At 72.0% G+C, this 25,235-nt stretch carries 25 protein-coding genes and 1 riboswitch; of the genes, 13 read left to right on the forward strand and 12 right to left on the reverse strand.

Going from position 1 to position 25,235, the window contains the following annotated elements:
• The first annotated feature begins 589 nt into the window (after positions 1-589).
• Positions 590-779, forward strand: a riboswitch (cyclic di-AMP (ydaO/yuaA leader).
• The 3 genes from BCL65_RS09540 (at position 780) to BCL65_RS09550 (ending at position 3,714) form a co-directional block, all read left to right on the forward strand.
• Positions 780-1,577 (forward strand): C40 family peptidase, encoded by a 798-nt coding sequence (locus BCL65_RS09540; RefSeq protein ID WP_243401003.1) that lies wholly within the window; start codon positions 780-782, stop codon positions 1,575-1,577.
• Positions 1,578-1,729: 152 nt separating this feature from the next.
• A complete protein-coding gene (locus BCL65_RS09545) occupies positions 1,730-2,671 on the forward strand; it encodes a universal stress protein (RefSeq protein WP_106267451.1) in 942 nt (313 codons plus the stop codon).
• Between the two features lie 152 nt (positions 2,672-2,823).
• Positions 2,824-3,714: a DUF559 domain-containing protein gene (locus BCL65_RS09550; RefSeq protein ID WP_106267452.1), complete on the forward strand. Its 891-nt coding sequence runs from the start codon at positions 2,824-2,826 to the stop codon at positions 3,712-3,714.
• Positions 3,715-3,846: 132 nt separating this feature from the next.
• Here the strand turns inward: BCL65_RS09550 and BCL65_RS09555 are convergent, their stop codons facing one another.
• Positions 3,847-4,671, reverse strand: coding sequence for an ABC transporter permease (locus BCL65_RS09555; protein ID WP_106267454.1), 825 nt, complete (start codon positions 4,669-4,671; stop codon positions 3,847-3,849).
• Positions 4,668-5,690, reverse strand: coding sequence for an ATP-binding cassette domain-containing protein (locus BCL65_RS09560; RefSeq protein ID WP_106267456.1), 1,023 nt, complete (start codon positions 5,688-5,690; stop codon positions 4,668-4,670). Before BCL65_RS09560 ends, BCL65_RS09555 begins: the two co-directional genes overlap by 4 nt.
• A gap of 126 nt (positions 5,691-5,816) precedes the next feature.
• Between BCL65_RS09560 and BCL65_RS09565 the strand changes: the two genes are divergently transcribed.
• Positions 5,817-7,277 (forward strand): serine hydrolase domain-containing protein, encoded by a 1,461-nt coding sequence (locus tag BCL65_RS09565; RefSeq protein WP_106267458.1) that lies wholly within the window; start codon positions 5,817-5,819, stop codon positions 7,275-7,277.
• Positions 7,278-7,395: 118 nt separating this feature from the next.
• Here BCL65_RS09565 and BCL65_RS09570 read toward each other — a convergent pair whose 3' ends face one another.
• Positions 7,396-8,151 carry a GntR family transcriptional regulator gene (locus tag BCL65_RS09570; RefSeq protein WP_106267460.1) on the reverse strand — a complete coding sequence of 252 codons (756 nt, stop codon included), beginning with the start codon at positions 8,149-8,151 and terminating at the stop codon, positions 7,396-7,398.
• A gap of 247 nt (positions 8,152-8,398) precedes the next feature.
• On the opposite strand from BCL65_RS09570, the gene BCL65_RS09575 reads away from it, so the two are divergent.
• The 4 genes from BCL65_RS09575 to BCL65_RS09590 are packed head-to-tail and all read left to right on the forward strand — an operon-like array spanning position 8,399 to position 11,561.
• Positions 8,399-9,349, forward strand: a complete 951-nt coding sequence (locus BCL65_RS09575) for a transporter substrate-binding domain-containing protein (RefSeq protein ID WP_106267462.1) — start codon at positions 8,399-8,401, stop codon at positions 9,347-9,349.
• Positions 9,350-9,353: 4 nt separating this feature from the next.
• Complete coding sequence (gene ehuC, locus BCL65_RS09580; protein ID WP_106267464.1) at positions 9,354-10,103, forward strand: ectoine/hydroxyectoine ABC transporter permease subunit EhuC; 750 nt, start codon at positions 9,354-9,356, stop codon at positions 10,101-10,103.
• Positions 10,103-10,747: an ectoine/hydroxyectoine ABC transporter permease subunit EhuD gene (gene ehuD, locus BCL65_RS09585; RefSeq protein ID WP_106267465.1), complete on the forward strand. Its 645-nt coding sequence runs from the start codon at positions 10,103-10,105 to the stop codon at positions 10,745-10,747. The genes ehuC and ehuD overlap by 1 nt, the downstream gene beginning before the upstream one ends.
• 28 nt (positions 10,748-10,775) lie before the next feature.
• Positions 10,776-11,561 (forward strand): amino acid ABC transporter ATP-binding protein, encoded by a 786-nt coding sequence (locus tag BCL65_RS09590; protein ID WP_106267467.1) that lies wholly within the window; start codon positions 10,776-10,778, stop codon positions 11,559-11,561.
• 181 nt (positions 11,562-11,742) lie between these two features.
• Here BCL65_RS09590 and BCL65_RS09595 read toward each other — a convergent pair whose 3' ends face one another.
• The 4 genes from BCL65_RS09595 to BCL65_RS09610 are packed head-to-tail and all read right to left on the reverse strand — an operon-like array spanning position 11,743 to position 14,860.
• A complete protein-coding gene (locus BCL65_RS09595; protein WP_106267820.1) occupies positions 11,743-13,032 on the reverse strand; it encodes an aminotransferase class I/II-fold pyridoxal phosphate-dependent enzyme in 1,290 nt (429 codons plus the stop codon).
• Positions 13,033-13,042: 10 nt separating this feature from the next.
• A complete protein-coding gene (locus tag BCL65_RS09600; protein ID WP_243401002.1) occupies positions 13,043-13,876 on the reverse strand; it encodes a hypothetical protein in 834 nt (277 codons plus the stop codon).
• 10 nt (positions 13,877-13,886) lie between these two features.
• Positions 13,887-14,384: an SRPBCC family protein gene (locus tag BCL65_RS09605; RefSeq protein ID WP_106267469.1), complete on the reverse strand. Its 498-nt coding sequence runs from the start codon at positions 14,382-14,384 to the stop codon at positions 13,887-13,889.
• A gap of 2 nt (positions 14,385-14,386) precedes the next feature.
• Positions 14,387-14,860, reverse strand: a complete 474-nt coding sequence (locus BCL65_RS09610) for an OsmC family protein (RefSeq protein WP_106267471.1) — start codon at positions 14,858-14,860, stop codon at positions 14,387-14,389.
• An 87-nt stretch (positions 14,861-14,947) separates the two neighbouring features.
• On the opposite strand from BCL65_RS09610, the gene BCL65_RS09615 reads away from it, so the two are divergent.
• Complete coding sequence (locus tag BCL65_RS09615) at positions 14,948-15,235, forward strand: hypothetical protein (RefSeq protein ID WP_106267473.1); 288 nt, start codon at positions 14,948-14,950, stop codon at positions 15,233-15,235.
• 7 nt (positions 15,236-15,242) lie between these two features.
• Here the strand turns inward: BCL65_RS09615 and BCL65_RS09620 are convergent, their stop codons facing one another.
• On the reverse strand, positions 15,243-15,833 hold the full coding sequence (locus BCL65_RS09620) for a hypothetical protein (protein ID WP_106267474.1): 591 nt from the start codon (positions 15,831-15,833) through the stop codon (positions 15,243-15,245).
• 109 nt (positions 15,834-15,942) lie between these two features.
• On the opposite strand from BCL65_RS09620, the gene BCL65_RS09625 reads away from it, so the two are divergent.
• Both BCL65_RS09625 and BCL65_RS09630 read left to right on the forward strand, forming a co-directional pair.
• Positions 15,943-16,677, forward strand: a complete 735-nt coding sequence (locus BCL65_RS09625) for an SDR family oxidoreductase (RefSeq protein WP_106267476.1) — start codon at positions 15,943-15,945, stop codon at positions 16,675-16,677.
• Between the two features lie 39 nt (positions 16,678-16,716).
• Positions 16,717-17,634, forward strand: a complete 918-nt coding sequence (locus BCL65_RS09630; RefSeq protein WP_106267478.1) for an RNA polymerase sigma-70 factor — start codon at positions 16,717-16,719, stop codon at positions 17,632-17,634.
• An 8-nt stretch (positions 17,635-17,642) separates the two neighbouring features.
• Here BCL65_RS09630 and BCL65_RS09635 read toward each other — a convergent pair whose 3' ends face one another.
• Positions 17,643-19,046, reverse strand: coding sequence for an NAD(P)/FAD-dependent oxidoreductase (locus BCL65_RS09635; RefSeq protein WP_106267480.1), 1,404 nt, complete (start codon positions 19,044-19,046; stop codon positions 17,643-17,645).
• 404 nt (positions 19,047-19,450) lie between these two features.
• Between BCL65_RS09635 and BCL65_RS09640 the strand changes: the two genes are divergently transcribed.
• Positions 19,451-20,224, forward strand: coding sequence for a thymidylate synthase (locus tag BCL65_RS09640; protein ID WP_243401009.1), 774 nt, complete (start codon positions 19,451-19,453; stop codon positions 20,222-20,224).
• The gene (locus tag BCL65_RS09645) at positions 20,221-20,769 is read left to right on the forward strand and encodes a dihydrofolate reductase (protein ID WP_106267484.1); all 549 of its coding nucleotides are present in this window, start codon (positions 20,221-20,223) and stop codon (positions 20,767-20,769) included. Before BCL65_RS09640 ends, BCL65_RS09645 begins: the two co-directional genes overlap by 4 nt.
• A gap of 60 nt (positions 20,770-20,829) precedes the next feature.
• Here the strand turns inward: BCL65_RS09645 and BCL65_RS09650 are convergent, their stop codons facing one another.
• The 3 genes from BCL65_RS09650 to xylA form a co-directional block, all read right to left on the reverse strand.
• A complete protein-coding gene (locus BCL65_RS09650; RefSeq protein ID WP_106267486.1) occupies positions 20,830-22,167 on the reverse strand; it encodes a glycoside hydrolase family 6 protein in 1,338 nt (445 codons plus the stop codon).
• Between the two features lie 190 nt (positions 22,168-22,357).
• Entirely contained in the window at positions 22,358-23,860 is a 1,503-nt protein-coding gene (locus tag BCL65_RS09655) for a xylulokinase (RefSeq protein WP_106267488.1), read from the reverse strand.
• A 121-nt stretch (positions 23,861-23,981) separates the two neighbouring features.
• A complete protein-coding gene (xylA, locus tag BCL65_RS09660) occupies positions 23,982-25,145 on the reverse strand; it encodes a xylose isomerase (RefSeq protein WP_106267490.1) in 1,164 nt (387 codons plus the stop codon).
• Between the last annotated feature and the right edge of the window lie 90 nt (positions 25,146-25,235).

The following is a 25,235-nucleotide window of genomic DNA, read 5'->3' on the forward strand; positions in this document are numbered from 1 at the left end:
ATACGTGCGCGAGTTGCGAGTCTTGCGGACCCCGTAGTCCCAGTCCTTCGCGGTGCGCACATGGACCCCGACCTGCTGCGCTGCCCGCCGCCGGGATACCCCCTGCGCACGCAACTGCTCGTACTCGCTCCGCCGTGGATGACGTCGCAACGGCGGGTCCGACCTGCGTCCTGCCTTGCGGACCCAACCTGCCGCGGTATGCCGGTTCACCCCGACTCTTCGGGCCGCGACCGTGGCGCTACCCACCTCATCGAAGACCTCGAAGAACCTCTCCTTGAGCGCCCCACGCCCGTCCCGAAACGACACGGTCCCCGCAACCCCCAGAAACTCTGGGTGTTGCGGGGATCGATAGAACCTGCCAGTGTGCGGCGGGGCCTCGTCGCGTCCCGGGGCCCGCAGGGGTCGCTCGGCGCGGCGACGCCGCTCCGACGAGGGGTCGTCCGGGCGGTGAGATCGAGGGCCTCAGCGGGACGCCCAGAGGCTCCGGGAGGGGTATGGGGGCACGTGTCGCACGTCGCCGTGACCTAAACGTGACATGCCCGCCGGGATCCGCTACGGTTTCCCCGTCCGGTAGAGCACTCTTCCGGACCCTGACCGGACGCCGAGTCCTGCCACCGGTCAGGGAACCAAGACCGCCGGCAGGAGCGGGGGACCCACTTCCGGGCATCGACACGGTGTCCTTGGGGTGAAGTCGCACAGGGCGCAAGCGCTGTGCGGCCGGGTGATTTCTCCCACCCGAACCCGACAGCTGACCTCGTAGGCGACAGGAGAGGGAACACGTGAACGCAACAACCAGGGCGCGCGGCAAGCACCGTGCCGCACGTCGTCCGATGCTGGCCGCGCCGTCCGCGGCTGCCGGCCGTCGGGCAGCCGTCATGGCCACCGCCGGTGGCCTGCTGGTCTCGACCATCGGTGGCGCCACCGCAGCGCACGCCGCGCCGGTCGACCACGACGCCGCCAAGAAGCTCAGCACCGTCGACCTCGGCGCGCTGACGGACCAGGCGCGGACGGCCCTCGAGTCGGCCCCGGTGGTCACCGTGGACGCCGAGGCCACGATGACCGTCGAGAAGGTCACCCCCAAGATCGCCAAGGCGGCCGAGATCAAGGCGGCGCCGGAGCCCGTCCGCGAGGTGGCCCCGTCGCGCTCCGCAGAGCGCACCGCGATCGACTCCAGCACCAGCACCGAGTCGACCTCCGAGGCGCCTGCGGCTCCCGCCGCGGACAGCTCGCGCGGAGCGCAGGTCGCCTCGATCGCGGCCCGCTACATCGGCGTCAAGTACGTGGTCGGCGGCGCCTCGCCGTCGGGCTTCGACTGCTCCGGCCTCGTCACCTACGCGTACGCGCAGGTCGGGGTGACGTCGCTGCCGCGTTCGTCCAGCGAGATGTACGGCTCCTCGGCCACCACGGTGGTCTCGGCGGCCGAGGCACAGCCCGGTGACCTCATCTGGTCGCCCGGCCACATCTCGATCTACATCGGCAACGGCCAGCAGATCGAGGCCACGCGGCCCGGCGGCTGGGTCGTGCGCCAGTCCGCCATCTGGCAGTCCAGCCCCACCTTCCTGCGGGTCACCGGCTGAGGCTTCCGTCTGCAGCACCACCGACGCCCCGACGTTCCTCGTGAACGTCGGGGCGTCGTGCTTCCCTTTGCTACACCTTGCGGGCGTCTTTCGTTACCCTTGAACCAAGGTTGTTCCGGACGGTGAGGTCCGGACGTGACGGGAGGCGCGACATGACACGTCCAGAGGTCGTCCTGGTGGGCGTCGACGGCTCGACCGCGAGCCTGCACGCCCTGGACTGGGCCGCGACGTACGCCCAGCGGGTCGGGTGGGGGCTGCACATCGTGTGCAGCTACTCGTTGCCCTCCTTCACGGCGGCGTCGCTCGACGGTGGTTATGCGGCGCTCGACGACACCGCCATCGCCGAGGGGGCCAAGGCGGTGCTCGCGGAGGCTGAGGCGCGGGTCGCCCCGCTGGGCATCCCGGTCCAGGGGACGGTCGCCACGGGGGACGCGGCCGGCGTCCTCGTCGACATGTCCTCCGAGCACTCGCTCGCCGTGGTGGGGACCCGCGGCCGGGGCGGTTTCACCGAGCGGTTGCTCGGGACCGTGTCCTCGGCCCTCCCGGCGCACGCGCACTGCCCGACGGTCGTGGTCCCGCACCGTGCCGGCGCGGACGACCCGCAGCGTCGCGACGGTGACACGGTGCACGAGGTGAGTCGGATCGTCGTCGGTGTCGACGGTTCGCCGACGTCCGAGGTCGCCCTGCGGCACGCCGTCGGGCAGGCGGAGTCGTGGGACGCCGAGCTGGTCGCGGTCGCCGGCGTGCCGCTCGGCTCCGGTGCCGGGGTGCTCGCCTGGCTGCCGTCCCAGATCGATCACGAGCAGGTGCTGGCCGACGTCGAGGCCGGGCTGGACGTCATCGTCGACCGCATCCAGGCGGAGCACCCCGGCGTCAAGATCAAGCGCCACGTGCTGGACGGGTCGGGGGCCGAGCTGCTCACCGAGTTCTCCGCGGCGGCCGACCTCGTCGTGGTGGGCTCCCGCGGCCGTGGCGGCTTCCGCGGTCTGCTCCTCGGCTCGACCAGCCAGGCGGTGCTGCACCACTCGCAGTGCCCTGTGCTCGTGGTGACCCGCCGGTGCGACGAGGAGATGCAGGCCGACCCCGCCGCCTGACCCCCCGGTGCGGTGTTGTGGGCGCGATTTCTGGCCCGATATGCCCCTTAAGGGGGCATCTTCGGCCCAGAAATCGCGCCCACAACACGAAACGGGAGCGGGCCTGTGGACGAGCGTTCACCCCGTGGCGTCGGCTCTGGCACGGTCGGTGCATGCCGACGCCCGATCCAGGAGCTGCCTCGCCGTTCTCCGTGCGGTCAGCGCTGGCCCGGGGTACGTCGGCCGAGTCGCTGCGCGTCGGCGACGCCCTCACGGCCCCGTTCCAAGGTGTCCGTGTCCCGGGTCCACGGCGCGACGACTTCCTGACGCGCTGCCGCGCCCTGGCGACCGTGCTCGACGACTCCGTCGCGTTCAGTCACGGGACCGCGCTCCGTCTGCTCGGGGTCGACCTGCCCTGGACGATGGCCGGCGAGGACGCGCTGCACGTGATCTCGTCGAACCCGGCGGAACGCGCTCAGAGGCCCGGGGTGGTCGCGCACCGCAGCAGGCAGGAGAGTCTCGACGTCGTGGACGTCGGCGGTTTGCGGGTGACCGCACCGGCACAGACCTTCGTCCATGTCGGCGTCGGTCTGCGGCGCCCGGACGACGTGGTGGTGCTCGGCGACTCGTTCCTCCGCCGCAAGCGGATGCTCACCTCGGTGGCAGAGATGGCCCGCAAGGCGGAGTCGACCCGCAAGGTCAAGGGCATCGCACAGGTCCGCGAGCAGCTCTCACGGGTCCGGCCGGGCACGGACTCCGTGATGGAGACGCGTACGCGCATGCTCCTCACCGGCGCGGGGCTACCCTGCCCCCAGGTGAACGAGGTCGTCTGGTTGGCTGACGGCACCTACGTCAAACGGTGCGACCTGCTCTACCCGGACCACCAGGTGGTGATCGAGTACGACGGCGACCAGCACCGGACGGACAAGGAGCAGTGGCGCGACGACGTCCGTCGTCGCCGATGGCTCGAGGAGCTCGGGTTGACGGTCATCGTCGCGGTGGCCGACGACATCGTCCGGGACGGGACCAGGCTGGTGGAGCGCACGCGCCGAGCCCTCCGATAACCGTTGTGGGCGCGATATCTGGGCCCGGTATGCGCCCATAAGGTGCATAACGGGCCAAGAATCGCGCCCACAACGACGCGCGCACGGTGCTCGGCGCGAGCCGGCGCCCGGCACGCGGCACGCGGCGGGCGGTCAGTGGCGGTTGCGGTAGAGGTACATCGTGATCGGGGCGAACACCGCGGTCATCACGACGGCGGAGATCAGCACCGTCGTCACGTCGCCCCAGCCCGCGGTGCCGGCCATGAGGCCACGGACCGCGGTGACCAGGTGAGACACCGGGTTGAGGTCCACGAAGGTCTGCAGACCCGCCGGCATCGTGGACGGGTCCACGAAGATGTTCGACGCGAACGTCAACGGCATGAGGACCATCATCGACACGCCCATGACGGCGTTCGGGGTGCGCAGCAGCAGGCCGAGGATCGTGAAGATCCAGCTCAGCGCGAAGGCGAAGACCAGCAGCAGCGCCACGCCGGCCACCACGCCGAGCACCCCACCGTCCGGCCGGAACCCGATGAGCAGGCCCAGCCCGATGCACATGATCGAGGCGATCGTGTACCGGACCGTGTCACCCAGCAGCGCCCCCACGATCGGTGCCGGACGCCAGATCGGCAGCGACCGGAACCTGTCGAACACGCCCTTGGTGATGTCCGTGTTGAGCGTGTAGCCCGTGTACACGGTCACGATGATGATCGTCTGCACCAGGATGCCCGGCAGCAGGAACTGGATGTAGGCGTCCGTGGACCCCGCGATCGCCCCGCCGAACAGGTACGTGAACATCAGCGTGAAGATCACGGGGGAGACCAGCACGTCGAAGAGCTGCTCCGGCACGTGCTTGATCTTCAGCAGGGCCCGCCAGGCGAAGGTCAGCGAGGTCGAGACGGCCGACGGGCGTGCCGGCCGCTCCTCCAGCGCCACGGCCTCGCGCATCGTGGTCGTGCTGATGTCGACGGCGCTCATCGTGCCACCTCCTGCTCGACGGCCGCGCCGTCGCTCGTCTCGTCCGCCGGCAACGGTGCGCCGGTGAGGGTCAGGAACACCTCGTCCAGGCTGGGCTGCCCGAGGGAGAACTCCGGGACGGCGATCCCTGCCTCGCCGAGCGCGGGCAGGACCTGCGCCACGAGGTGGGCTCCGTCGTCGGGCACGCGTGCGCTCAGTGCGTACGGGTCGGTGGGCAGCGTCGGTGCGGTCCCGAGCACACGCTGGACGACGGCGACGGCCTCGGCGCGCTGTGCGGCGTCGGCGAGGCGGATCTCGACCGCGCCCTGGCCGACCGAACGCTTGAGCTCGGTGGACGTGCCCTCGGCGATCAGCTTGCCGTGGTCGATGACGCCGATCCGGTCGGCGAGCTGGTCCGCCTCCTCCAGGTACTGCGTGGTGAGCAGCACCGTGGCGCCGTCGTCGACCAGCACCCGCACGATGTCCCACACCTGGTTGCGCGATCGTGGGTCGAGCCCGGTGGTGGGCTCGTCCAGGAACAGCACACGCGGGGAGAGCACCAGCGACGCGGCGAGGTCGATGCGACGGCGCATGCCGCCCGAGTACGTCTTGACCTGACGCGGGCCGGCGTCGGTCAGGCTGAACGCCTCGAGCAGGCTCGCCACGCGATCGGTGGCGGCCCGCCCGCGGAACCCGTACAGCCGGGCGAGCATGAGGAGGTTCTCGGTACCCGTCAGGTCCTCGTCCACCGACGCGTACTGGCCGGTGAGCCCGACGGCGCTGCGCACGGCGTCCGCGTCGTGCACGACGTCGTGCCCCAGGACGCGGGCGGAGCCGCCGTCGGGCCGCAGGAGCGTGGCGAGCATGCGCACGACCGTCGTCTTGCCCGCGCCGTTGGGTCCGAGCAGGCCGAAGACGCTCCCGGTGGGGATCGTCAGGTCGACGCCGTCGACGGCCTTCGTGGTCTTCTTGCCGGAGGTGAAGTGCTTGACGAGCCCGGTCGCCTGGACGGCGGGACTCGAGTCAGGGGTGTCGGTCATCTCAGGGGTCTCCTCGGTCGCCTCGTCCTCACGTTAGAACCTACGACTCGGTACCGACAGGGAATTCATCGCTCGGCAGACGGGTACCGGTCGTCGTGGCCGGTCCCTGTCAGTACAGTGCCGCGCATGCCCCTCACGCGTGTCGATCACCTCGACCCTGCCTACCTCCACCACTGGGTCGCGACCCAGGCCGGCATCGCCCGCACGCCCGGCGTGCAGTACGCCGTGCTCGTCCGGGGCGAGGTCGTGCTCGACGGCGCATGGGGCGTCACCGACCTGACGTCCGGCACCCCGCTGCGCGGCGACCACCTGTTCCGCGTCGCGTCGCACTCCAAGACGTTCACGGCCACCGCCGTCGCGCGCCTCGTGGAGCGAGGAGAGATGCGCCTCGACGACGCGTTGGCCGCTCACGTGCCCGAGCTCGGCGGCTCGCGGGCCGGCGAGGTCACCGTGCGGGAGGCGCTCGGGCACACCGGCGGGCTGCGGCGCGACGGCGAGGACGCCGACTTCTGGCAGCTGGCGGCGCCGTTCCCGGACCGTGCCCACCTGCTCGACTCCGTGCTGACCAGCGGCGACGTGCTGGATCGGGGGGAGGCGTTCAAGTACTCCAACCTCGCCTACGGGCTGCTCGGCCTCGCGATCGAGGCCGTGACCGGCACCCCGTACGCCGAGCACGTGCGCACCGACCTCCTCGAGCCGCTCGGCCTGGCCGACACCCACCCCGAGCTGGACGACGACATCGACCGGCGCGCCGTCGTCGGGCACTCGGCGCCGGTGCTCGCCGAGCCCGGCCTGCCCGTCCGGTTCGCCGACGGGCGGCTGCCCGTGGCCGCCGCGACCACCGGAGCGCTCGCCGCCGCCACCGGGTTCTGCTCCACGGCGCGCGACCTGGTCCGGTGGGCTGCCGCGCACTGCGACGGGTCCGACCTGCTGAGCCCGGCGACGCGGCGCCTCTTGCAGCGGGCCGAGTCGGTGGTGGAGCTCCCGGGCGCTCCGCGCCGCGAGTACGGGCTCGGGTTCGAGTCGCGCGAGATCGCCGGCCGTCGCGTCGTCGGGCACTCGGGCGGGTTCCCCGGACAGATCACCCGGACCTGGTTCGACCCCGAGCGCGGCATCGCCGTCGCCGTCCTGACCAACGCCGTCGACGGCCCCGCCGACCAGATCGCCGGCGGCCTGTTCTCCCTGGTCAGCAAGGCTCTCGGCGATGTCGCCGACGACGGCGGAGCGGCACGGGCCGGGCAGGCTGCGGCCGCGCACGGCTCGCCCGCACCGCACGCGCTCGACCGGTGGACGGGCTGCTTCGCGAACCTGTGGGGCATGGTGGACGTGGCGCGGCTGGGGGAGCAGCTGTGGCTGATCGACCCGCGCAAGGCCGACCCCTTCGTCGGCGCCGAGGAGCTGTCGGTGGACGGCTCGGTGCTGCGCCCGGCGGTGCACGACGGGTTCGGTCCGGTGGGTGAAGCGATCGAGGTGCTGCGGGACGACGCGGGCGAGGCGGTCGGCGTCGTCGTCGGCGGGATGACGTCGTGGCGCGCGGCGGACTACGAGCGCGAGCGGCGCGCCCAGGCGGAGCCGCTCACCCGCTGACCGTCGTGGCCGCGTCGAGCGCTGCGGCCGCGTCGAGCGCTGTGGGCGCGATTTCTGGCCCGTGATGTCCGCTTTGTCGTCGTGCTCGGCCCAGAAATCGCGCCCACAACGCTCGGGATCAGCGGTCGAGGGGCTCCAGGCGCGGGGCCGGCAGGGGGCGCGGCTCCTCGAGGGTCTGGACGCCCACGGCGTCGGGAGCGAGCAGGCGCATGACGGCGTCGTCGAGGTTCTCGCGGATCGCCGCCTCCAGGGCGTCGGCGTCCCGGGCCTCGAGGAGCTCGACGAGCGGAGCGTGCGACTCGGCGGCGTCCGTGCGCACCGTGTACTCGTCGCTGACGGTGAAGCTGGCGATGCGCACCTCGACGATGAGGGTGCTCATCCACTGCTGCAGCCAGGCGTTGCCGCTCGCGGCCACCAGCTCCCAGTGCACGGCGAGGTCTGCCGCCCCGACGCGCAGCGCGTCGTGCGCGGCCTCCGCCTGCACCAGCGCGTCGTGCGCGGAGCGGACGGCGGCGACCTGCTGCTCGCTCGCACGGTCGACGGCGAGCCGGGCGGCCGTCGTCTCGACCATCGTCCGGGCGGTGTAGAGCGGACGGATGCCGTCCCGGCCGATGGTGCGCACGGACAGGCCGCGGCCGGGGGTGGCCACGACGATGCCTTCCGCGACGAGCCGCTGGGCCGCCTCGCGGAAGGCGCCCCGGCTCACGCCGAGCTGACGGGCCATCTCGATCTCCCGCAGGCCGGACCCCACCCGGAGCGCGCCCGAGTAGATCGCGTTGCGCAGCTCGACCGTGATCAGGTCGACGGTGGACGGGCGGGTGACGGGCGAGAGGGCGGGGGCGGTTCCGACCGCGGGGCGAGACGCCGAGGGCATCTGAGCTCCTTCCTAGGTCACGACACGACAACGATCACAGGTCTCCGACGTTTCTGGCGCATGTCGCCGTACGAGTCGACCCGCAGGTAGCGGCAAGATCCCGCCGATTGTGCGATTGTAGGACAATCAGACAGACCGACGTGCAGATTGTCGGGACGTCCATATCGCCGCTACCGTGGCGAATCGTCCACACATCTCAGTCCCGCGCGACTCCAGCAGGCGCCGGGGCCACGGAAGGGAGACTCCCGTGCAGTCCACCAGGACCACGCATCGCCGCCGCGCACTGGCCGCGGCCGGCTCCGTCCTCGCTCTGACCGCCCTGACCGCCTGCTCGAGCGTCGACGACGGAGGCTCCGGCGACGGCGGTGGCGACGGAGAGGGCGGCTCGACGCTCTCCGAGCTCCAGGACGCCGGCGAGATCAACGTCGGCTTCTTCGGCGAGGTGCCCTACAGCTACGAGGAGGGCGGCGAGCTCACCGGCGCCACCATCGAGCTCGGCCGGCAGATCTACGGCGAGCTCGGCATCGACGAGGTCACCGGCACCCAGGTCGAGTGGGGCTCGCTCATCCCCGGCGTCACGGCCGACCGGTTCGACGCCGTCAGCGCCGGCATGTCGATCCTGCCCGAGCGGTGCGAGCAGGTCGCGTTCGCGGACCCGACGATCATGTACACCACGGCGTTCCTCGTGCCCGAGGGCAACCCCGAGGGTCTGACCGACTGGCAGTCGGTCGAGGGTTCGGGTCTGACGCTCGCCGTCACCTCGGGCGCGATCGAGGCCGGCTACGCCGAGGAGACCGACGTCGAGGCCATGGAGGTCCCGGACCGCCAGGCCGGTCTGGACGCCGTCTCCTCCGGTCGCGCCGACGCCTTCGCCCTCACCGGCATCTCGATCCGGGCGATGGCCGAGGAGACCGACCAGCCCGTCGAGGCGACCGAGGCGTTCGTCGCCACGATCAACGGCGAGCCGCAGATCGGCGCCGGTGCGGAGGTCTTCCGCCAGGACGACACGGAACTCCTCGACGCCTACAACGAGGAGCTCGCCACCTACCTCGGTGACGAGGCCGCGTGGCTCGAGGTCATGGAGCCCTTCGGCTTCAGCGCGGCCGAGTTCCCGCCCGAGGGTCTGACGGTGGACCAGCTCTGCGACCCGGAGCAGGACCTCTCCGACCTCGCGGACGAGCTGGGGCTGGACTACTGACCACATGTCAGATGACTTCCAGACACTGATCGACAGGCTCCCCGGCCTCGCAGACGGTGTTCTCGTCACTCTGCAGATGACGCTCGGCGGTGCCGTCCTCGCGATGCTCGTCGCCGTGGTCCTCGGATTCGGCTCGCGCACCCAGACGCTCTGGGTGCGCGGGCCGTCCCGTGTCGTCGTGGAGTTCTTCCGTGGCACCTCGCTCGTGGTCCAGCTCTTCTGGGTCTTCTACGTGCTGCCCCAGTTCGGCTTCAAGATGGAAGCGCTGGCCGTCGCGATCCTCGCTCTCGGGCTCAACTACGGCGCCTACGCCTCCGAGGTGGTGCGCGGATCGATCGCCTCGGTGCCGCAGGGGCAGTGGGAAGCCGCGACGGCGCTCAACATGACCTGGTTCCACAAGGTGCGGCGGGTCATCTTCCCGCAGGCGTGGGCGCTCATGATCCCCATGCTCGCGAACCTGCTGATCCAGCTCCTCAAGGGGTCTGCCCTGGCGTACTACATCACCCTGCAGGACGTGAACTTCTGGACGGTCGAGCTACGCCGGGCCACGGCGGACACCATCTTCAGCTACACGGCGGGGCTGCTCGTGTACTTCGTGATCGCCTATCTGCTGACCTGGGGGATGAACCTGCTCGAGGAGCGTGCCAAGCGGCGTCTGGGTCGAGGGACCCGGCCGAGCCTGCGTGAGACCTTGGGGCTCAAGCCCAAGGCTATGTACGCCCCGAAGGTCCCTGAGGCGAGGGGGGCGATCTGATGGGCGACATCTGGAGCTGGGAGCGGGCCTGGGAGGTTCTCCCCGAGCTGCTCAGGGGACTGGTGGTCACCATCGAGGCCACTGTCGTCGGCATGGTGATCGCCTCGATCCTCGGGCTCTTCATCGCCTTGGCGATGCGCGCCCCGACCCGGTGGGTGCGGGTCCCGTTGAAGTTCGTCGTGGACTTCATCCGGATGACGCCGCTGCTGGTGCAGCTGGTGTTCGTCTACCTGCTCTCCCCGCCGTGGGTTCCCGGGCTCGTCATCGGGTTCATCGTGCTCGGCGTCCACTACGCGACGTACATGTCCGAGGTGTACCGCGCCGGCATCGAGGCCGTCCCGAGGGGACAGTGGGAGGCCGCGACCGCCCTGAACATGGCACGGGGGCGCACGTGGCGTGCCGTCATCCTGCCGCAGGCCATCCGCAACACCTTGCCCGGCCTGGGCAACTACGCGATCTCGATGTTCAAGGAGACGCCGTTCCTCTTCGCGATCTCCGTGGTCGAGATGTACACGGCGGCGCAGCAGTACGGCGCCGGCACGTTCTCCTACATCGAGGCCCTGACGATGGTCGGACTGCTCTTCCTCGCGGTGAGCTATCCGACGTCGCTGCTGGTGCGCAGGATGGAGATCCGTCTTGCCTGACTCGACTCGTCCCACAGGAAGCCAGACCATGACCACTGCCTCGGGCGACGTGCCCGCCATCGAGTTCAAGGACGTCGTCAAGCGCTTCGGCGACAACGTCGTCCTGGACGGACTCAACTTCTCCGTCCCGCAGGGCCAGCGCATCACGCTCATCGGCCCGTCAGGATCCGGCAAGACGACGATCCTGCGCCTGCTCATGACGCTCGAGGAGCTCAGCGGCGGACTCATCCTCATCGACGGCGACCCGTACACCCACGAGTACCGGGGTGACAAGTGGGTCTCCATCCCGGAGAAGCGCCGCCGGGTGGTCCGCAACCGGGTCGGCATGGTGTTCCAGCAGTTCAACCTGTTCCCGAACATGTCGGTGCTGGAGAACATCATCGAGTCCCCCGTCCACGTCCTCGGCAAGTCCAAGGACGAGGCGGTCGCCGACGCCGAGCGCCTGCTCGACAAGGTCGGGATGACGGAGAAGCGGGACTTCAACACGAACCAGCTCTCGGGCGGTCAGCAGCAGCGCGTGGCGATCGCCCGGGCGCTGGCGATGGACCCGGAGATCCTGCTGCTCGACGAGGTCACCTCGGCCCTGGACCCGGAGATCGTCGCCGACGTCCTCGGGGTCCTGAAGGAGATCGCGGACACCACGGACATCACGATGCTCCTGGTGACGCACGAGATGCAGTTCGCGCGGGAGGTCTCCGACCGCGTGCTCATGTTCGACAAGGGTCAGATCGTCGAGGAGGCCGACCCCGAGACGATGTTCACCAACCCGCGGCACGAGCGCACCCAGGAGTTCCTCAAGGCCGTCCTCGGCTGAGGCTCACCCGCACGGCCGACGGCCCGTACCGTCCCTCCGCAGGGACGATACGGGCCGTTGTCGTCCCCGCCCTGGCGTCCGCTGTGGGTGCACGACACGCCGTCCTTCCGAACGGAAGGACGGCGTGTCGTGCACCCACAACGGCACAGGCGGGCGGCGCGAGGAGCGGGTCAGACGCGGGTCAGGCGGCGGCCTTCTCGGCGGCGGCGAGCAGCATGCAGGTCGCGACGCCGTCCATCGCCACCCGCACCTCGTCCAGCGGGGGCATCGACGGGGCGAGCCGGATGTTGCGGTCCTGCGGGTCCTGGCCGTAGGGGAACGTCGCGCCCGCCGGCGTCAGCTTGATGCCGGCCTCGCCGGCCAGCTCCACGACCCGCGATGCCGTCCCGGGCACCACGTCCACCGAGACGAAGTAGCCGCCGTCCGGGTCCGTCCACGTCGCGACGCCCGTGTCGCCCAGCCGCTCGGACAGGATCGAGACGACCGCCGCGAACTTCGGCGCGAGGATCTCGCGGTGCTTGGCCATGTGGGCCCGCACGCCCGCGGCGTCGCCGAAGAACTGCGCGTGCCGGAGCTGGTTGACCTTGTCCGGCCCGATCGACCGGAACGACAGGTGCTCGGTGAACCACGCGATGTTGGCCGGCGACGACGCCAGGAACGACACGCCCGCGCCCGCGAACGTCACCTTGGACGTCGAGGCGAACATCAGCACGCGGTCGGGGTTGCCGGCCTCGGCAGCCAGCTCGATCGCGTTGGCCGTCTTGGTCTCGTGCTCGGTCAGGTGGTGCACCGCGTAGGCGTTGTCCCAGAAGATGCGGAAGTCGCCGGCCGCGGTGGGCATGGACACGAGCCGCCGGGCGACCGCCTCCGAGACCACGGAGCCGTCCGGGTTCGCGTACGTGGGCACGGCCCACAGGCCCTTGACCGACGGGTCGTCGGCCACGAGGGCGGCGACGGCCTCGGCGTCGGGGCCGTCCGGCGTCATGGGCACGGTCACCATGCGGATGCCCAGCTCCTCGCAGATCGCGAAGTGCCGGTCGTACCCGGGGACCGGGCAGATGAACGTGATCGGCCCCTCGGCGGCGGACCAGGGGCCGTCGCCGCCCGGGACGCCGAACAGGATCGCCTGGACCATGCAGTCGTACATGAGGCGCAGGGAGGCGTTGTCCTGGGCGAGGAGCTGCTCGGTCGGCACGCCGAGGAGCTCGGCGAAGATCTCGCGCAGCTCCGGCAGCCCGGCGAGCCCACCGTAGTTGCGCACGTCGGTGCCGGACGCGGAGGTGTGGTTCCCTGCGCCGGGCAGCGACAGCAGCTCCTCGGAGAGGTCGAGCTGCTCGGCCGAGGGCTTGCCGCGGGTGAGGTCGAGACTCAGTCCGCGGGCCTGCAGGGCGGCGTACTGCTCGCGCAGCTCCGGCAGGCGGGCGGCGAGCGCGGGGTCGACGGCGGTTGCTTGGTCGGGTGAGATGCTCACGCGCACGAGACTACGCGCCGGGGCGGGCGCCGTCGTCGTCGGAGTTGGCCGAACCTCGCCGGAGGAATCGGCGGAACCGCACAGTCCGGCGGCTCTCGCCGCCACCCTCCTCGAGAGCCGGGCGCTCGTTCTCGATCACCCGGGGGAAGTGGTCCGGCGGTGTCCCGAACGCGGACCGCGACTGCGACACCACACCGTGCCCCAGGGCGCGCCCACCGGCGAACCCGACGACGGCGCCGACGCCGAACGGGATCATCCGGCCCAGCGCCAGCGTGCCCTGCTTGGCCACCTGCCGCTTGAGGAACCGGTGCGTGAGCACGCGGTTGACCCGCTTGATCGCCGTCTGCGGCATGGACGTCAGCAGCACCTTGCCCCAGGCGAGCTGCGACCCCTCGGCGGCCCGCTGGACGTCGCGCGCCCCGGACTCGCCGAGCACGGTCGCCAGCAGCAGGGCACGACGCCGGTTGACGTCGTCGATGGGGATGCCGTGCACGTCAGCGACGGCGAGGGAGAACGCCGCCGACGTCGCGAAGAAGGTGGCGATGTCGCTCGTGGTGAGCACGGCGGCGGCCGTCGTGCCGACCGCGGGCGTGGCGGCCGCTGCGCCCACCGCGCCGCCGGTGGTCGCCACCACGGTGAGGTACTCGCGCTCCAGGATGCGGATGACACGCGCCGGGTCCGCCTCGGGGTTGCGCCGCCGGACGACGTCCACGTGCTTGTGGATCGCGGCCGAGGGGATCGTCACGGCCTTGTCCAGGAGGGAGTCGAGCAGGGGAGTGGGGCGGTAGCGGGTCCAGCTCTCGACCTCGCCGCCGCTCGGCGGTGAAACGTCCGGCGTGCTCACCTCCGGGACTCTACCTGCGACCGCCTCTGCTGACCTCACGGCCGAACCGCCACAGCGCGAGCGCCAGCATCCCGCGCAGGAACACGCCCACGGCGGCGGCGTTCAGCCGCCGTGGCCACGGCCCGGCGAGGTACGCCTCCTCCCACCAGACGACCCGCGAGCGGTGCTCGTCGACGGGGACGACGTCGAGGCCCGCGGTGCCGAGCAGGGCCGGCCCGTCCTTGCGCACGACGTTGCGCCCGACGACCGCGTCCTCCGTCGACGGCGCGAGGTGCTCCAGCGTCGTCATGCGGTCGACGAACCCGTCGCGGCCGCGCCGCGCGCCAGGCCCGCTGACCATGGTGAACGCGACGCCGGGCGCTGGTGCCACCGTCGGGTCACCCTCGAAGCGCGTGAGGGGGATCCATCGCGGGTGGAGGCGCGGGTCCGTCACCCGGGCGAACGCCGTCTCCGCGTCGAGGGGCACCAGCCGGGACACCTCGACGCGGTGCGGCGGTCGCGGGGACATGCTCAGGCCTCGTCCGGCTGGGCGAACTCCGCGGGCGGGACCTCGGCGCCGGCCTTGAGGGTGCGTCCGACGGTGCACGCGCGGTCGATGGAACGCTGCGCGAGCAGGAGCGTCTTCTCCCGGGTCTTGTCGTCCAGGCCCGACAGGTCGATCTCGAACTTCTCCGTCAGGACGGGGTAGCGGTCGTCGGCCATGTCCTTGGGGTCCTCGACCCGGATGGTCACCCCGTAGTCGTCGCCGAGCACCCGCGAGAACTTCAGGTCGCTGGCCATGCCCGCGCAGGCGGCGAGCGCGATCTTCAGCAGCTCACCCGGGGTGAAGACGGCGCCCTCGGAGGCCGGTCCGATCTCCACGCTGGCCCCGCGGGCGGTGTGCCCACGGTAGGTCCGGGTGCCGGTGCGCTCGACCCACAGCGGGTCGGTGGGGGAGGGGGTCACGGCGGCGATGTCGTCGCCGGTGGTGGTCTGGTCGGTCATGGGTCGATCCTCGCACCGCACGGCTGCCGTGCGCGACGGCGTCCGTCACACCGCGCGAGTGCCGCCGGACGGTGCTTGGATCAGAGGATGAGCAGACGGGACAAGTCCGACTTCGGGTCAGGAAAGATCCTGCCGGGCGAGCTGTCCGACGGCGACAGCGGCGAGCACGACGGCGACGACGGCGACGTGCACCCCGAGCGCCCCGGGGCCACCGGGCCCGACATCGCGGCGGCCGAGGCCGCGGACCGCGCCTCGCACGCCTCCTCGGTGGAACGCGGCGCCCACCTGCGCGCCGACGAGCCGGCCGACGTCCCGGACGAGCCCCTCGACCCGCCGCACCCGCCGAAGCACGCGCGGCCCGCCGACGCGGAGTAGCCGGCGCTCAGCGCTGCAGCAGTTCCCGGGCGTGCGCGACGGCGGCAGCCCGGTGCGCTCGGGACGGCCAGGCCCGCGCGGCGTCCGAGGTCGGGACGAGCTGCAGCCGGGCCGAGGCGTCCCGGACCGTCAGGGCGTCCAGCTCCCGCCGGCCGGACCGGACGGTGCCGGCCGCCACCGGGGCGGGCAGCGTGACCCACCAGCGCGGGGCGTCGTCGCCGCGCACCCACAGCTCCACCCGGTCGGTGAGGATCGCGTAGACCACGTGCTCCCGGTCCGGGCAGTCGGGCGGGAGGCCGCGCGTCCCGGCCCGCAGGTTGCGCGCCTCGGCCGTCAGTGCCGTCGTCGGGCGCCCCACGAACAGAGGCGCGCCGGGCCGGTGCCGCGCCACCCGCGCGACCTGGCCGCGCACGCGCGCCGAGACCACGGCGAACCACGCCGCGACGGCGACCGCCGCGACCAGCAGCACCACGACGAGGCCGGAGACGACGGCCGGTTCGCCGATCCGGCGGCCGATCCGCGCGGCGTAGAGCAGCACGATCAGCACGCTGACGAGGGCGGCGAGCCCGCCGGTGGTCGCGAGACGTCGGGGACCCATGGCGCCACGGTAGCCGCAGATCCCGGCGCGCTGTCACGGATCGCGCTGCTGCTCGGTCATGAGGGTGTCAGGCGGCTGCAGGCCGCTGCACACGAAAAGGGAGAGTCGCATGAAGATCGTGGTCATCGGAGGTACCGGCCTCGTCGGCAGCCAGCTCGTGGCGCTCCTGCGGGAGGCGGGGCACGACGGGGTCGTGGCGGCGCCGAGCACCGGCGTCGACACGCTCACCGGTGCGGGGGTCGACGACGCTCTGGCAGGGGCGGACGCGGTGGTCGACGTGTCGAACTCGCCGTCGTTCGCGGACGACGACGTGATGCGCTTCTTCACCACGTCGACCGGGAGGTTGCTCGACGCCGAGGAGCGGGCCGGGGTGAGGCACCACGTCGTCCTGTCCATCGTGGGAACAGACCGTACGGACGCGGGCTACCTACGCGCCAAGCTCGCTCAGGAGCAGCTCGTCCAGGACGCGGGGCGCCGGTGGTCGATCGTCCGGGCCACGCAGTTCTTCGAGTTCGCGAAGACCATCGCCGACGGCTCCACGGTCGACGGCGTGGTCCACCTCCCGCCGGTCGCCTTCCAGCCGGTCGCCTCAGCCGACGTGGCACGCGCCGTCGCCGACGTGGTGACCGGCGAGCCGCCGGACGGCATCCTCGAGGTGGCGGGACCAGAGCGCCTGCGCTTCGACGAGTTCGTCCGGCTCGCGCTCGCCGCGCAGGACGACGGCCGGGAGGTCGTCGCCGATCCCGAGGCCACGTACTTCGGTGCTCTGCTCGACGAGGACTCGATCGTCCCCCGGGGCGAGTTTCGGCGAGGCGAGGTGACCTGGGCTCGGTTCTCGGGCTGACCACCGACGCTGCTGCCCTCCTCGGCGTACCGTGACCGCATGACGTCGCGCACGACGGCGAGCGAGAGCCCCGAGCGCCCCGGTGTCCACGTGGAACCCGGGGCGCTGGAGGCGTTCGTCGCGGCCAGGTCCCAGCTGTTCGGCATCGCTTACCGCATGCTCGGGAGCGTCGCCGAGGCAGAGGACGTGGTGCAGGACGCGTGGGTCCGTTGGCAGCGCACGGACCGGTCGGTGGTGAGCAATCCCGCGGCGTTCCTCACCACGATCACCACACGGCTCGCGATCAACGCCGCGAGCTCGGCCCGCGCACGTCGTGAGACGTACGTCGGTCCGTGGCTCCCCGAACCTGTCGACACCGCGCAGGACCCGGCCCTGGGGGCGGAGAGAGCCGAGGCACTCGAGCTCGCGACCCTCATGCTCCTCGAGCGCCTGGCTCCGACCGAGCGCGCGGTGTACGTGCTGCGCGAGGCCTTCGGCTATCCCTATCGACGGGTCGCTGAGATCCTCGAGACGTCGGAGGCCAACGCCCGTCAGCTGGCCCGCCGTGCGCGGGAGCGGATCAACCGGCGTGCTCCGGCGCGGGTGGACGCGGCGGAGCACAGGCGCCTTCTCGACGAGTTCGTCGCGGCCGCGCACGACGGTGACCTCGGCCGGTTCGAGCGGTACCTGGCCGACACCGTCGTCGCCCGACCCGATGGCGGGGGCAAGGTGCACGCCTCGCGCAAGGAGCTCGTGGGCGTGGCGCGCGTCTCCCTGTTCTTCGACAACGTCTGGCGCAAGTACTGGGCTGACGCGACGCTGCGCGAGGTCGACGCCAACGGCCTCCCGGCGCTGCTCGTCTCGCGCGAGGGCGCGCCGTTCGCGCTCCTCGCGCTCGACGTGACGACGCGGGGGATCGAGCACGTCTACGTCCAGGTCAACCCGGACAAGCTCGGGGGCTACGCCGCCACGGGGTGAGCACGCCCTCAGGCGACGTGCGCCGGCTCCGCGGCACCCCGCGTCTCCTGCCCGGGGGTGCCGTCCTCCGCCAGGATCGACGTGGTCGAGCGCGGTGCCGCAGCGACGAAAGCGGCACGGGGTCGCTGCACCGACGTGAGCGAGACGACGTCGCGGCCGAACACGGCGGCCGTGAGCCACACGGCCAGGACCCGAGCCTTCCGCTCCCACGTGGGGATGGCGAGCACGTGGTACCCACGGTGCATCATCCAGGCGAGGCGGCCGCGCACGACGAGGCGGCGGAGCTCGAAGACGCCGGACCCGAGGCCGAGGGTCGCGATGACTCCGAGGCTGCCGTGCACGTACGGACGGGTGCGCCGGCCGCGCAGCGTGGCGGCGAGGTTGCGCGCCAGCCGGCGGCTCTGGCGCACCGCGTGCTGGGCGTTCGGGACGGCGAGCGCGCCCGGACGCGGAACGGCGAGATCGGGCACCGCGGCACCGTCCCCGGCAGCCCACGCGTCGTCGATCGGGACGTCGTCCGTGCCGACCCGCAGGTCGGGTCGTACGACGACGTAGCCGCGCTCGTCGACCGGCAGGTCGGTGTGCGTGGCGACCACGGGGTTGGCAGCGTTGCCGGCCGTCCACACGAGCAGGCCCGTCGCGTACGACTCGCCCGTGGACAGCCTGACCACGCCGTCGGTGGCCGACTCGAGACCGGTGCCGAGGTGGACCCTCGCGCCACGTCGTTCGAGCTCGCTGACGACCCAGCGCCCGGGACGGTCGGTGACCTCGGGCAGGATGCGCGGGCTGCGTTCCACGAGATGGAACTGCAGTTCCGAGGCGTGGATCTCGGGGTAGCGGTCCAGCAGGTCGTGCGCGAGGGAGAGCAGCTCCCCGAACCCCTCCACGCCGGAGAACCCGCCGCCCACGAACGTCACGGTCAGCAGCCGTCGGCGCTCCGGGCCGGCCGGAAGCACCGCGGCCTGGTCGAAGGACGTCAGCAGGCGGTCACGGATCGCGACGGCCTCCTCGACGTGCTTCATGCCGATGCCGTGCTCCGACACGCCCGGCACGGGGAAGACCCGGGTCACGGCGCCGGCGGTGACGACCACGGTGTCGTAGTCGATGTGTTGCTCGGCCCCACTCCGCGGGCGCACGACTACCTGGTGGGCGGCGTGGTCGATCCGGGTCACGGTGCCGTCGACGAGCCGGGTGCGGCGCAGGTGGGTGCGGTGCGCCACGGCGGCGTGCCGGGCTTCGACCGACGCGCCGACCACCTCGGGCAGGAACGGCTGGTAGGTCATGTACGGGCGCGGGTCCACGAGCACCAGCTCGACGTCGCCGCGCCGCAGTTCGGGCCGCAGGTGCTTCTCGAGCTCGCGGGCCGCCGTGAACCCGGCGTAGCCCCCGCCGACGATGACGATGCGTTCCATGACCGCCTCCTGTACGGCGCGCACCGTGCGCGCTCTCACCCTCTCGACCGTGCGGCACGCTCATCTGTGACATCGCGTGCGTCACGTCCGAGCAGCCTGACGTGGAGGCGCCCTCTCCCCGCCGGGCCAGGCTGGCCTCGCGGGCAGCATGCGCAGCCTCGACGACCTGCCGCAGAGTCCGGGCACCGTGACGACGCGCGGATGCGGGCCGGCCGGGACCCGTTGACCACCAGGTCGGCGGCCGCGCAGTCCATGCGGGGACCGGCCGACTAGGGTGTTTGACCAGCGTGGTGCGACGGCCGACACTGACGCGTGTGGCCCTCGACGCAACGACCGCCCCGACCGCTCCCTCGCCCGCGGGCGAGCCCGCGCCGTCGGGCACCGTACCGACCCCGTACGAGGACCTGCTCCGCGACGTCCTGGAGCACGGCACGCGCAAGGCCGACCGCACCGGGACGGGCACCCGCAGCGTGTTCGGGCGCCAGATCCGCTACGACCTCTCGGCGGGCTTCCCGCTGGTCACCACCAAGCGGGTGCACCTGAAGTCGATCGCGTACGAGCTGCTGTGGTTCCTGCGCGGCGAGGCCAACGTGCGCTGGCTCCAGGAGCGCGGGGTGTCCATCTGGGACGAGTGGGCCGACGTCGACGGCGAGCTCGGCCCGGTCTACGGCGTGCAGTGGCGCTCCTGGCCGACGCCGGACGGCCGGCACGTGGACCAGATCGCGGCGGTGATCGAGCAGATCCGCCACAACCCCGACTCGCGGCGGCACCTCGTCTCGGCGTGGAACGTGGCCGAGATCGACAACATGGCGCTGCCGCCCTGCCACGTCATGTTCCAGTTCTACGTGGCCGACGGCCGGCTCAGCTGCCAGCTCTACCAGCGCTCGGCGGACCTGTTCCTCGGCGTGCCGTTCAACATCGCGTCCTACGCGCTGCTCACGCACATGGTCGCGGCGCAGACCGGGCTCGCGGTGGGCGACTTCGTGTGGACCGGTGGTGACTGCCACGTCTACGACAACCACGTCGACCAGGTGACCACGCAGCTCGCGCGCGACCCCTACCCGTACCCGACGCTGCGGCTCGCGCCGCGCGACTCGATCGACGCCTACGAGTACGAGGACATTGAGGTGGTCGGCTACCGGCACCACCCCGGCATCAAGGCTCCGGTGGCCGTGTGATCGGTCTGATCTGGGCGCAGGCCCGCGACGCCGCGGGCCGGCCGGTGATCGGCGCGGGCGGGACCATCCCGTGGCACGTCCCCGAGGACTTCGCGCACTTCCAGCGCACGACGGCGGGGCACCCCGTCGTCATGGGCCGGCTCACCTGGGCGTCCCTGCCGCCCCGCGTCCGTCCGCTGCCCCGACGCACCAACGTGGTGGTGACGCGGCAGCCCGGGTGGTCCGACGACGGCGCCGTCGTCGCGTCGTCGCTGCCTGCCGCGCTGGACGTCGCGAGCGAGGCGCCCGGTGGTGACGAGGTGTGGGTCATGGGCGGCGGTCAGGTCTACGCGGAGGCGGTGGCGCTCGCCGACCGGTGCGTGGTCACGGAGATCGACCTGGAGGTGGCGGGGGACGCGTTCGCGCCGGAGCTCGACCTTGCCGAGTGGTCGTTCGTCGACGGACCGGCAGCAGCCTGGCAGACGTCGTCGGGCACGGACGGGCTGCGCTACCGCATCCGTACGTACGTGCGCCGTCCGGCCGGCGACCGCACGTCGCGGACATGAGGCCTGCGGTCCTGGACGGGGTCCGGGACCGCAGGCCTCACGCCCGCGAACGGTGGGGCGTCACCAGGAGGCGTTCTCCGCCATCTCGAGGGCGATCTCCTGCCACCAGGCGCCGGCGGACGGGCCGCCGTTGCAGGTGCCGTCCGACTCGCCGGGCAGCTTGACCCACAGCAGCGCGTCCAGGCCACCGGGCTCGGTCACGACCGCGGGCCGCTCACCGAGCGCGCGACCGCGCGGGTTGCACCACTCGCCGTTGGACCCGTTGCCGTTGCGCGAGGTGTCGATGACGAACCGTGCCCCGCCCGTCAGCGCCGCGATCTGCTCGCCGTAGGCCCGCTCGGCCGCCGTGGTGTTGTAGTTCGACGTGTTGAGCGCGAACCCGACGGCGTGCTCGAACCCGATCTGGTTCAGCCGGTCCGCCGCCTCGGAGGGGCTCAACCAGCCCGAGTGGCCGGCGTCGATGTACACCCGACCACCGGCGTCGGTCAGCTGCTCGGCGGCGTACCGCAGGTAGCCGACCCGGTCACCCTGGCCGTCGCAGTCCCCGAGCTGGGCGAGGGCATCCGGTTCGAGGACGATGTACGGGCTGCCCTGGATGCCGGCCGCGACCTCGTCGATCCAGTGGGCGTACTCGCTCTGCTCCACGCCGCCGCCGGAGTGGTTGCCGCAGTCGCGGCCGGGGATGGCGTAGACGGCGAGGATCGGCGTCGTGCCGTCGGCCACAGCGCGACCGGTGTAGTCGGCGACCGCCTCGCGCTCCGTCGTCGCGTCGTTCCAGTTGCCGACCCAGTACGCCTGCGGCGTGTGCGCGATCTTGGCCAGGAGGTCCTTGTCGGTGCCGCTCGCGGCCTGCCAGGCCTCGTACGACTGGTTCGTCACGTCCACGTAGAGCTCCGACGACGGCGGCGTCGGGTCGTCGGTGGGGTCCGGTGTGGGGTCGTCGGTGGGGTCCGGCGTCGGGTCCGGCTCGCCCACGTCACCCGTGCAGGCCACCCCGTCGAGCGTGAAGGCGCCGGGGACGGGGTTGCTGCCGGACCAGGTGCCGATGAAGCCGAAGCTCGCCGAGCCGTCCGCGACGAGGTTCGAGTTCCAGCCGACGCCCGAGGCCGTGACCGTGCTCCCGGACTGGGTGACCTCGGCGTTCCACGCCTGGGTCACCGACTGGCCGGAGGCGGCCGTCCACCCGAGCTCCCACGAGGAGATCGGGTCGCCGAGGTTGGTGACCGTGACGTCGGCCTGGAAGCCGCCCGACCACTCGTTGGTGACCCGGTAGTCGACCGAGCAGCCCTCGGCGGCCGCGGCGCTGGTGGCCGCCACCACGCCGACGGCGCCGGTGGTCACCAGGCCGGCTGTGGCGAGCAGTGCCGTCCAGCGGGTTCGTCGTCGTACCTGCGTCATGGCGGGCTCCGATCTGCGAAGGGAAGCGGGATCCCGGCCACGGTAGTGACGCAGGCCCACCGCGGTCAGCGGCCTAAACGGTTAGGACTGCCCGCCGGACCAGGAGTGCCGGCACGCGGAGAGGCCCGGGAGGACAGATCCTCCCGGGCTCTCTCAGGCCTCTCTCAGACCTCTCTCATGTCTCTCGGCGCTACACGAGGTCGCGGACCGCCGCGTACTGCTCGCGCACCACCGGACGGGGGTCGGCCTCGAGCGTCGCCGTGACCGACGTCGACCACGAGGGCGCCGCGGCGTCCGGGTCCGACGCGGCGGCGAGGACCCACGCCGCCTGCCGTGCGGCGCCGTCGGCCACGTACTCGCCGGCAGCGGGGATCGAGATGGGCACCCCGAAGACCTGGGGCGCGATCTCCTGGACCGCCGGCGACTGCGCGGCGCCCCCGATGAGCATGACGCGCTCGACCGGGACTCCCTGGGCCCGCAGGGCGTCGAGGCCGTCGGCCAGCCCGCACAGCATCCCCTCGACGTAGGCGCGGGCGAGGTGCTCGCGGGTCGAGGTGGCCAGGCGCAGGCCGTGCAGTGTGCCGGTGGCGTCGGGGCGGTTCGGCGTGCGCTCGCCCTCGAGGTACGGCACCAGCACGAGGCCGTCGGCCCCGGGCGGCGCCGACAGGGCGAGGCGGGCGAGACCGTCGAAGTCGGTGTCGAGCACGGTGCGGGCGGCGTCGAGCACCCGCGCCGCGTTCAGCGTCACGGCGAGCATCAGGGCGTTGCCGGTGGCGTCGGCGAACCCGTTGATCGCGCCGGAGCCGTCGGCGGTGCGTCGCGGTGCGACGGCCGAGACGACGCCGGAGGTGCCGATCGAGATCGCGATGTCGCCCGGCCCCATGCCGAGTCCGAGCGAGGCGCCCGCGTTGTCGCCCGCGCCGGGGCCCAGCAGCGCGCCGCCCTCGACGGCGGACCCGGCCACGGACGGGTGGGCGACGCCGCCCGGCTCCGAGGGCGCCAGCACCCGCGGCAGGACGACGTCGTCACGGCCGAACCCGAGGGCGAGCAGGTCGCGGCGGTAGGCGCCGAGCGTCCCGGGGGCGCCGTCGTCGGCCGGTGCCTCGGCGTCGTAGTAGCCGGTCCCCGAGGCGTCGGAGCGGTCGGTGCACAGCGCCGTGAGGTCCGGACCGAGCGGCGACTCGCCCGCGGGGCCGTAGCCGGCGATGCGCCAGGTCAGCCAGTCGTGGGGGAGCGCGACGGCGGCGACGCGGGCCGCGTTGTCGGGCTCGGCGTCGCGCAGCCACCGCAGCTTGGTGATGGTCAGCGAGGCGACGAGGACGGACCCGGTGGCGTCCGCCCAGCGCTGGGCGCCGGTCTCGCGGTCACCCTCGCCGAGCTCGCGGATCAGGTCCTCGGCGGCGGGTGCGGAGCGGGTGTCGTTCCACAGCAGGGCGTCGCGGACGACGTTCCCCTCGGCGTCGAGGGCGACCAGGCCGTGCTGCTGGCCGCCGACGGCGATCGCGGCCACGTCGTCGAGCCCGCCTGCCGCGCGGGCCGCCTCGGTGAAGGCCGTCCACCAGTGGTCGGGGTGGATCTCCGTGCCGTCCGGGTGCTGTGCGGAGCCGGAACGCACCAGGGCGCCGGTCTCGGCGTCGCGCACGACGATCTTGCAGGACTGCGTGGAGGTGTCCACGCCTGCCACGAGGGGCATCTTCGCTCCTAGGTTGTTCCGACGACGAGCGTTGTGGGCGCGATTTCTGGGCCTGGAAGCCCGGCAAAGCCGGCATTCCGGGCCAGAAATCGCGCCCACAACATCACACAGGTGGTTCGGCTCAGCCGATGAGGTGCTCCAGCGCGAGCTGGTGCAGCCTCACCAGACCGTAGTCGCGCTCGGCCGTGGCGTCGACGTCGATGCCGTCCACGGACTCGTCGGCGAGGAACGCCTCGAACGACTCGCCCGCGCCCAGCGTCGACTCGCCCAGCTCGAAGATGCCGGCGTGCTCGAACGCCGCCTGGACCTTCGGGTCCTCGCGGTAGGCCTTCGCCTTGGCGGCGAGCATGTCGTAGGTGGCCATGTTGGCCTTGGCCGACTCCCACACGCCGTCGAGGTGCTCGGTGCGGCTCGGCTTGTAGTCGAAGTGCCGCGGGCCCTCGTAGCGGGGGCCGCCGTTCGGGAACCCGTTCTCCAGCAGGTCCACGGTGAAGAACGCGGACAGCAGGTCGCCGTGGCCGAACACGAGGTCCTGGTCGTAGCGCGGGCCGTGCTGGCCGTTGAGGTCGATGTGGAAAAGCTTGCCGCAGTACAGCGCCAGCGCGAGGCCGTGCGTGTAGTTGAGGCCCGCCATCTGCTCGTGCCCGGTCTCCGGGTTGAGGCCCACGATGTCGCCGTTGTCGAGCGTGTTGATCAGCGCGATGGCGTGCCCGATGGTGGGCAGGAAGATGTCGCCGCGGGGCTCGTTCGGCTTCGGCTCGAGGCCGATGCGCAGGTCGTAGCCCTTCGACTTGATGTAGGCGGCGACGGTGTCGATGCCCTCGGCGTAGCGGGCGTGCGCGGAGGCGAGGTCCTTCGAGTTGTCGTACTCGGTGCCCTCGCGGCCGCCCCACATGACGAACGTGGAGGCGCCCATCTCGGCGGCGTTGTCGACGCTGCGCAGCACCTTCTTGAGCCCGAAACGGCGCACGTCGCGGTTGTTCGAGGTGAACGCGCCGTCCTTGAAGATCGGGTGCGAGAACGTGTTGGTCGTGACCATCTCGCAGACCAGCCCGGACTCCTGGGCGGCCTTCTTCACGCTGTCGATGCCGGCCTGGCGGTCCGCCTCGGAGGCGCCGAAGGGGAAGACGTCGTTGTCGTGGTAGGTGAAACCCCACGCGCCGAGGTCCGCGAGCTTGCGGACCGACTCGGCCGGGTCCAGCTCGGGACGCGTCGCGGTGCCGAAGGGGTCGTTCGCCGGCCAGCCCACGGTCCACAGGCCGAACGAGTACTTGATGTCGCTCACGGGTTCTCCTCGTCGAGTTGGGTGCCGGGCGACGCCGCGGCGGTTTGTTGTACGGCTGAACTATTGCCGGTCGTTGGTCTAGAGTCAAGA

This window comes from Isoptericola halotolerans, from assembly GCF_003003075.1.
Lineage (GTDB): Bacteria > Actinomycetota > Actinomycetes > Actinomycetales > Cellulomonadaceae > Isoptericola > Isoptericola halotolerans_A.

Coding starts and splice junctions, on each gene's coding strand:
- BCL65_RS09545 (WP_106267451.1), top strand. CDS start 1,730: ATGACACGTCCAGAGGTCGTCCTGGTGGGCGTCGACGGCTCGACCGCG.
- BCL65_RS09550 (WP_106267452.1), top strand. CDS start 2,824: ATGCCGACGCCCGATCCAGGAGCTGCCTCGCCGTTCTCCGTGCGGTCA.
- BCL65_RS09555 (WP_106267454.1), bottom strand. CDS start 4,671: ATGAGCGCCGTCGACATCAGCACGACCACGATGCGCGAGGCCGTGGCG.
- BCL65_RS09560 (WP_106267456.1), bottom strand. CDS start 5,690: ATGACCGACACCCCTGACTCGAGTCCCGCCGTCCAGGCGACCGGGCTC.
- BCL65_RS09565 (WP_106267458.1), top strand. CDS start 5,817: ATGCCCCTCACGCGTGTCGATCACCTCGACCCTGCCTACCTCCACCAC.
- BCL65_RS09570 (WP_106267460.1), bottom strand. CDS start 8,151: ATGCCCTCGGCGTCTCGCCCCGCGGTCGGAACCGCCCCCGCCCTCTCG.
- ehuC (WP_106267464.1), top strand. CDS start 9,354: ATGTCAGATGACTTCCAGACACTGATCGACAGGCTCCCCGGCCTCGCA.
- ehuD (WP_106267465.1), top strand. CDS start 10,103: ATGGGCGACATCTGGAGCTGGGAGCGGGCCTGGGAGGTTCTCCCCGAG.
- BCL65_RS09590 (WP_106267467.1), top strand. CDS start 10,776: ATGACCACTGCCTCGGGCGACGTGCCCGCCATCGAGTTCAAGGACGTC.
- BCL65_RS09605 (WP_106267469.1), bottom strand. CDS start 14,384: ATGTCCCCGCGACCGCCGCACCGCGTCGAGGTGTCCCGGCTGGTGCCC.
- BCL65_RS09610 (WP_106267471.1), bottom strand. CDS start 14,860: ATGACCGACCAGACCACCACCGGCGACGACATCGCCGCCGTGACCCCC.
- BCL65_RS09615 (WP_106267473.1), top strand. CDS start 14,948: ATGAGCAGACGGGACAAGTCCGACTTCGGGTCAGGAAAGATCCTGCCG.
- BCL65_RS09620 (WP_106267474.1), bottom strand. CDS start 15,833: ATGGGTCCCCGACGTCTCGCGACCACCGGCGGGCTCGCCGCCCTCGTC.
- BCL65_RS09625 (WP_106267476.1), top strand. CDS start 15,943: ATGAAGATCGTGGTCATCGGAGGTACCGGCCTCGTCGGCAGCCAGCTC.
- BCL65_RS09630 (WP_106267478.1), top strand. CDS start 16,717: ATGACGTCGCGCACGACGGCGAGCGAGAGCCCCGAGCGCCCCGGTGTC.
- BCL65_RS09635 (WP_106267480.1), bottom strand. CDS start 19,046: ATGGAACGCATCGTCATCGTCGGCGGGGGCTACGCCGGGTTCACGGCG.
- BCL65_RS09650 (WP_106267486.1), bottom strand. CDS start 22,167: ATGACGCAGGTACGACGACGAACCCGCTGGACGGCACTGCTCGCCACA.
- BCL65_RS09655 (WP_106267488.1), bottom strand. CDS start 23,860: ATGCCCCTCGTGGCAGGCGTGGACACCTCCACGCAGTCCTGCAAGATC.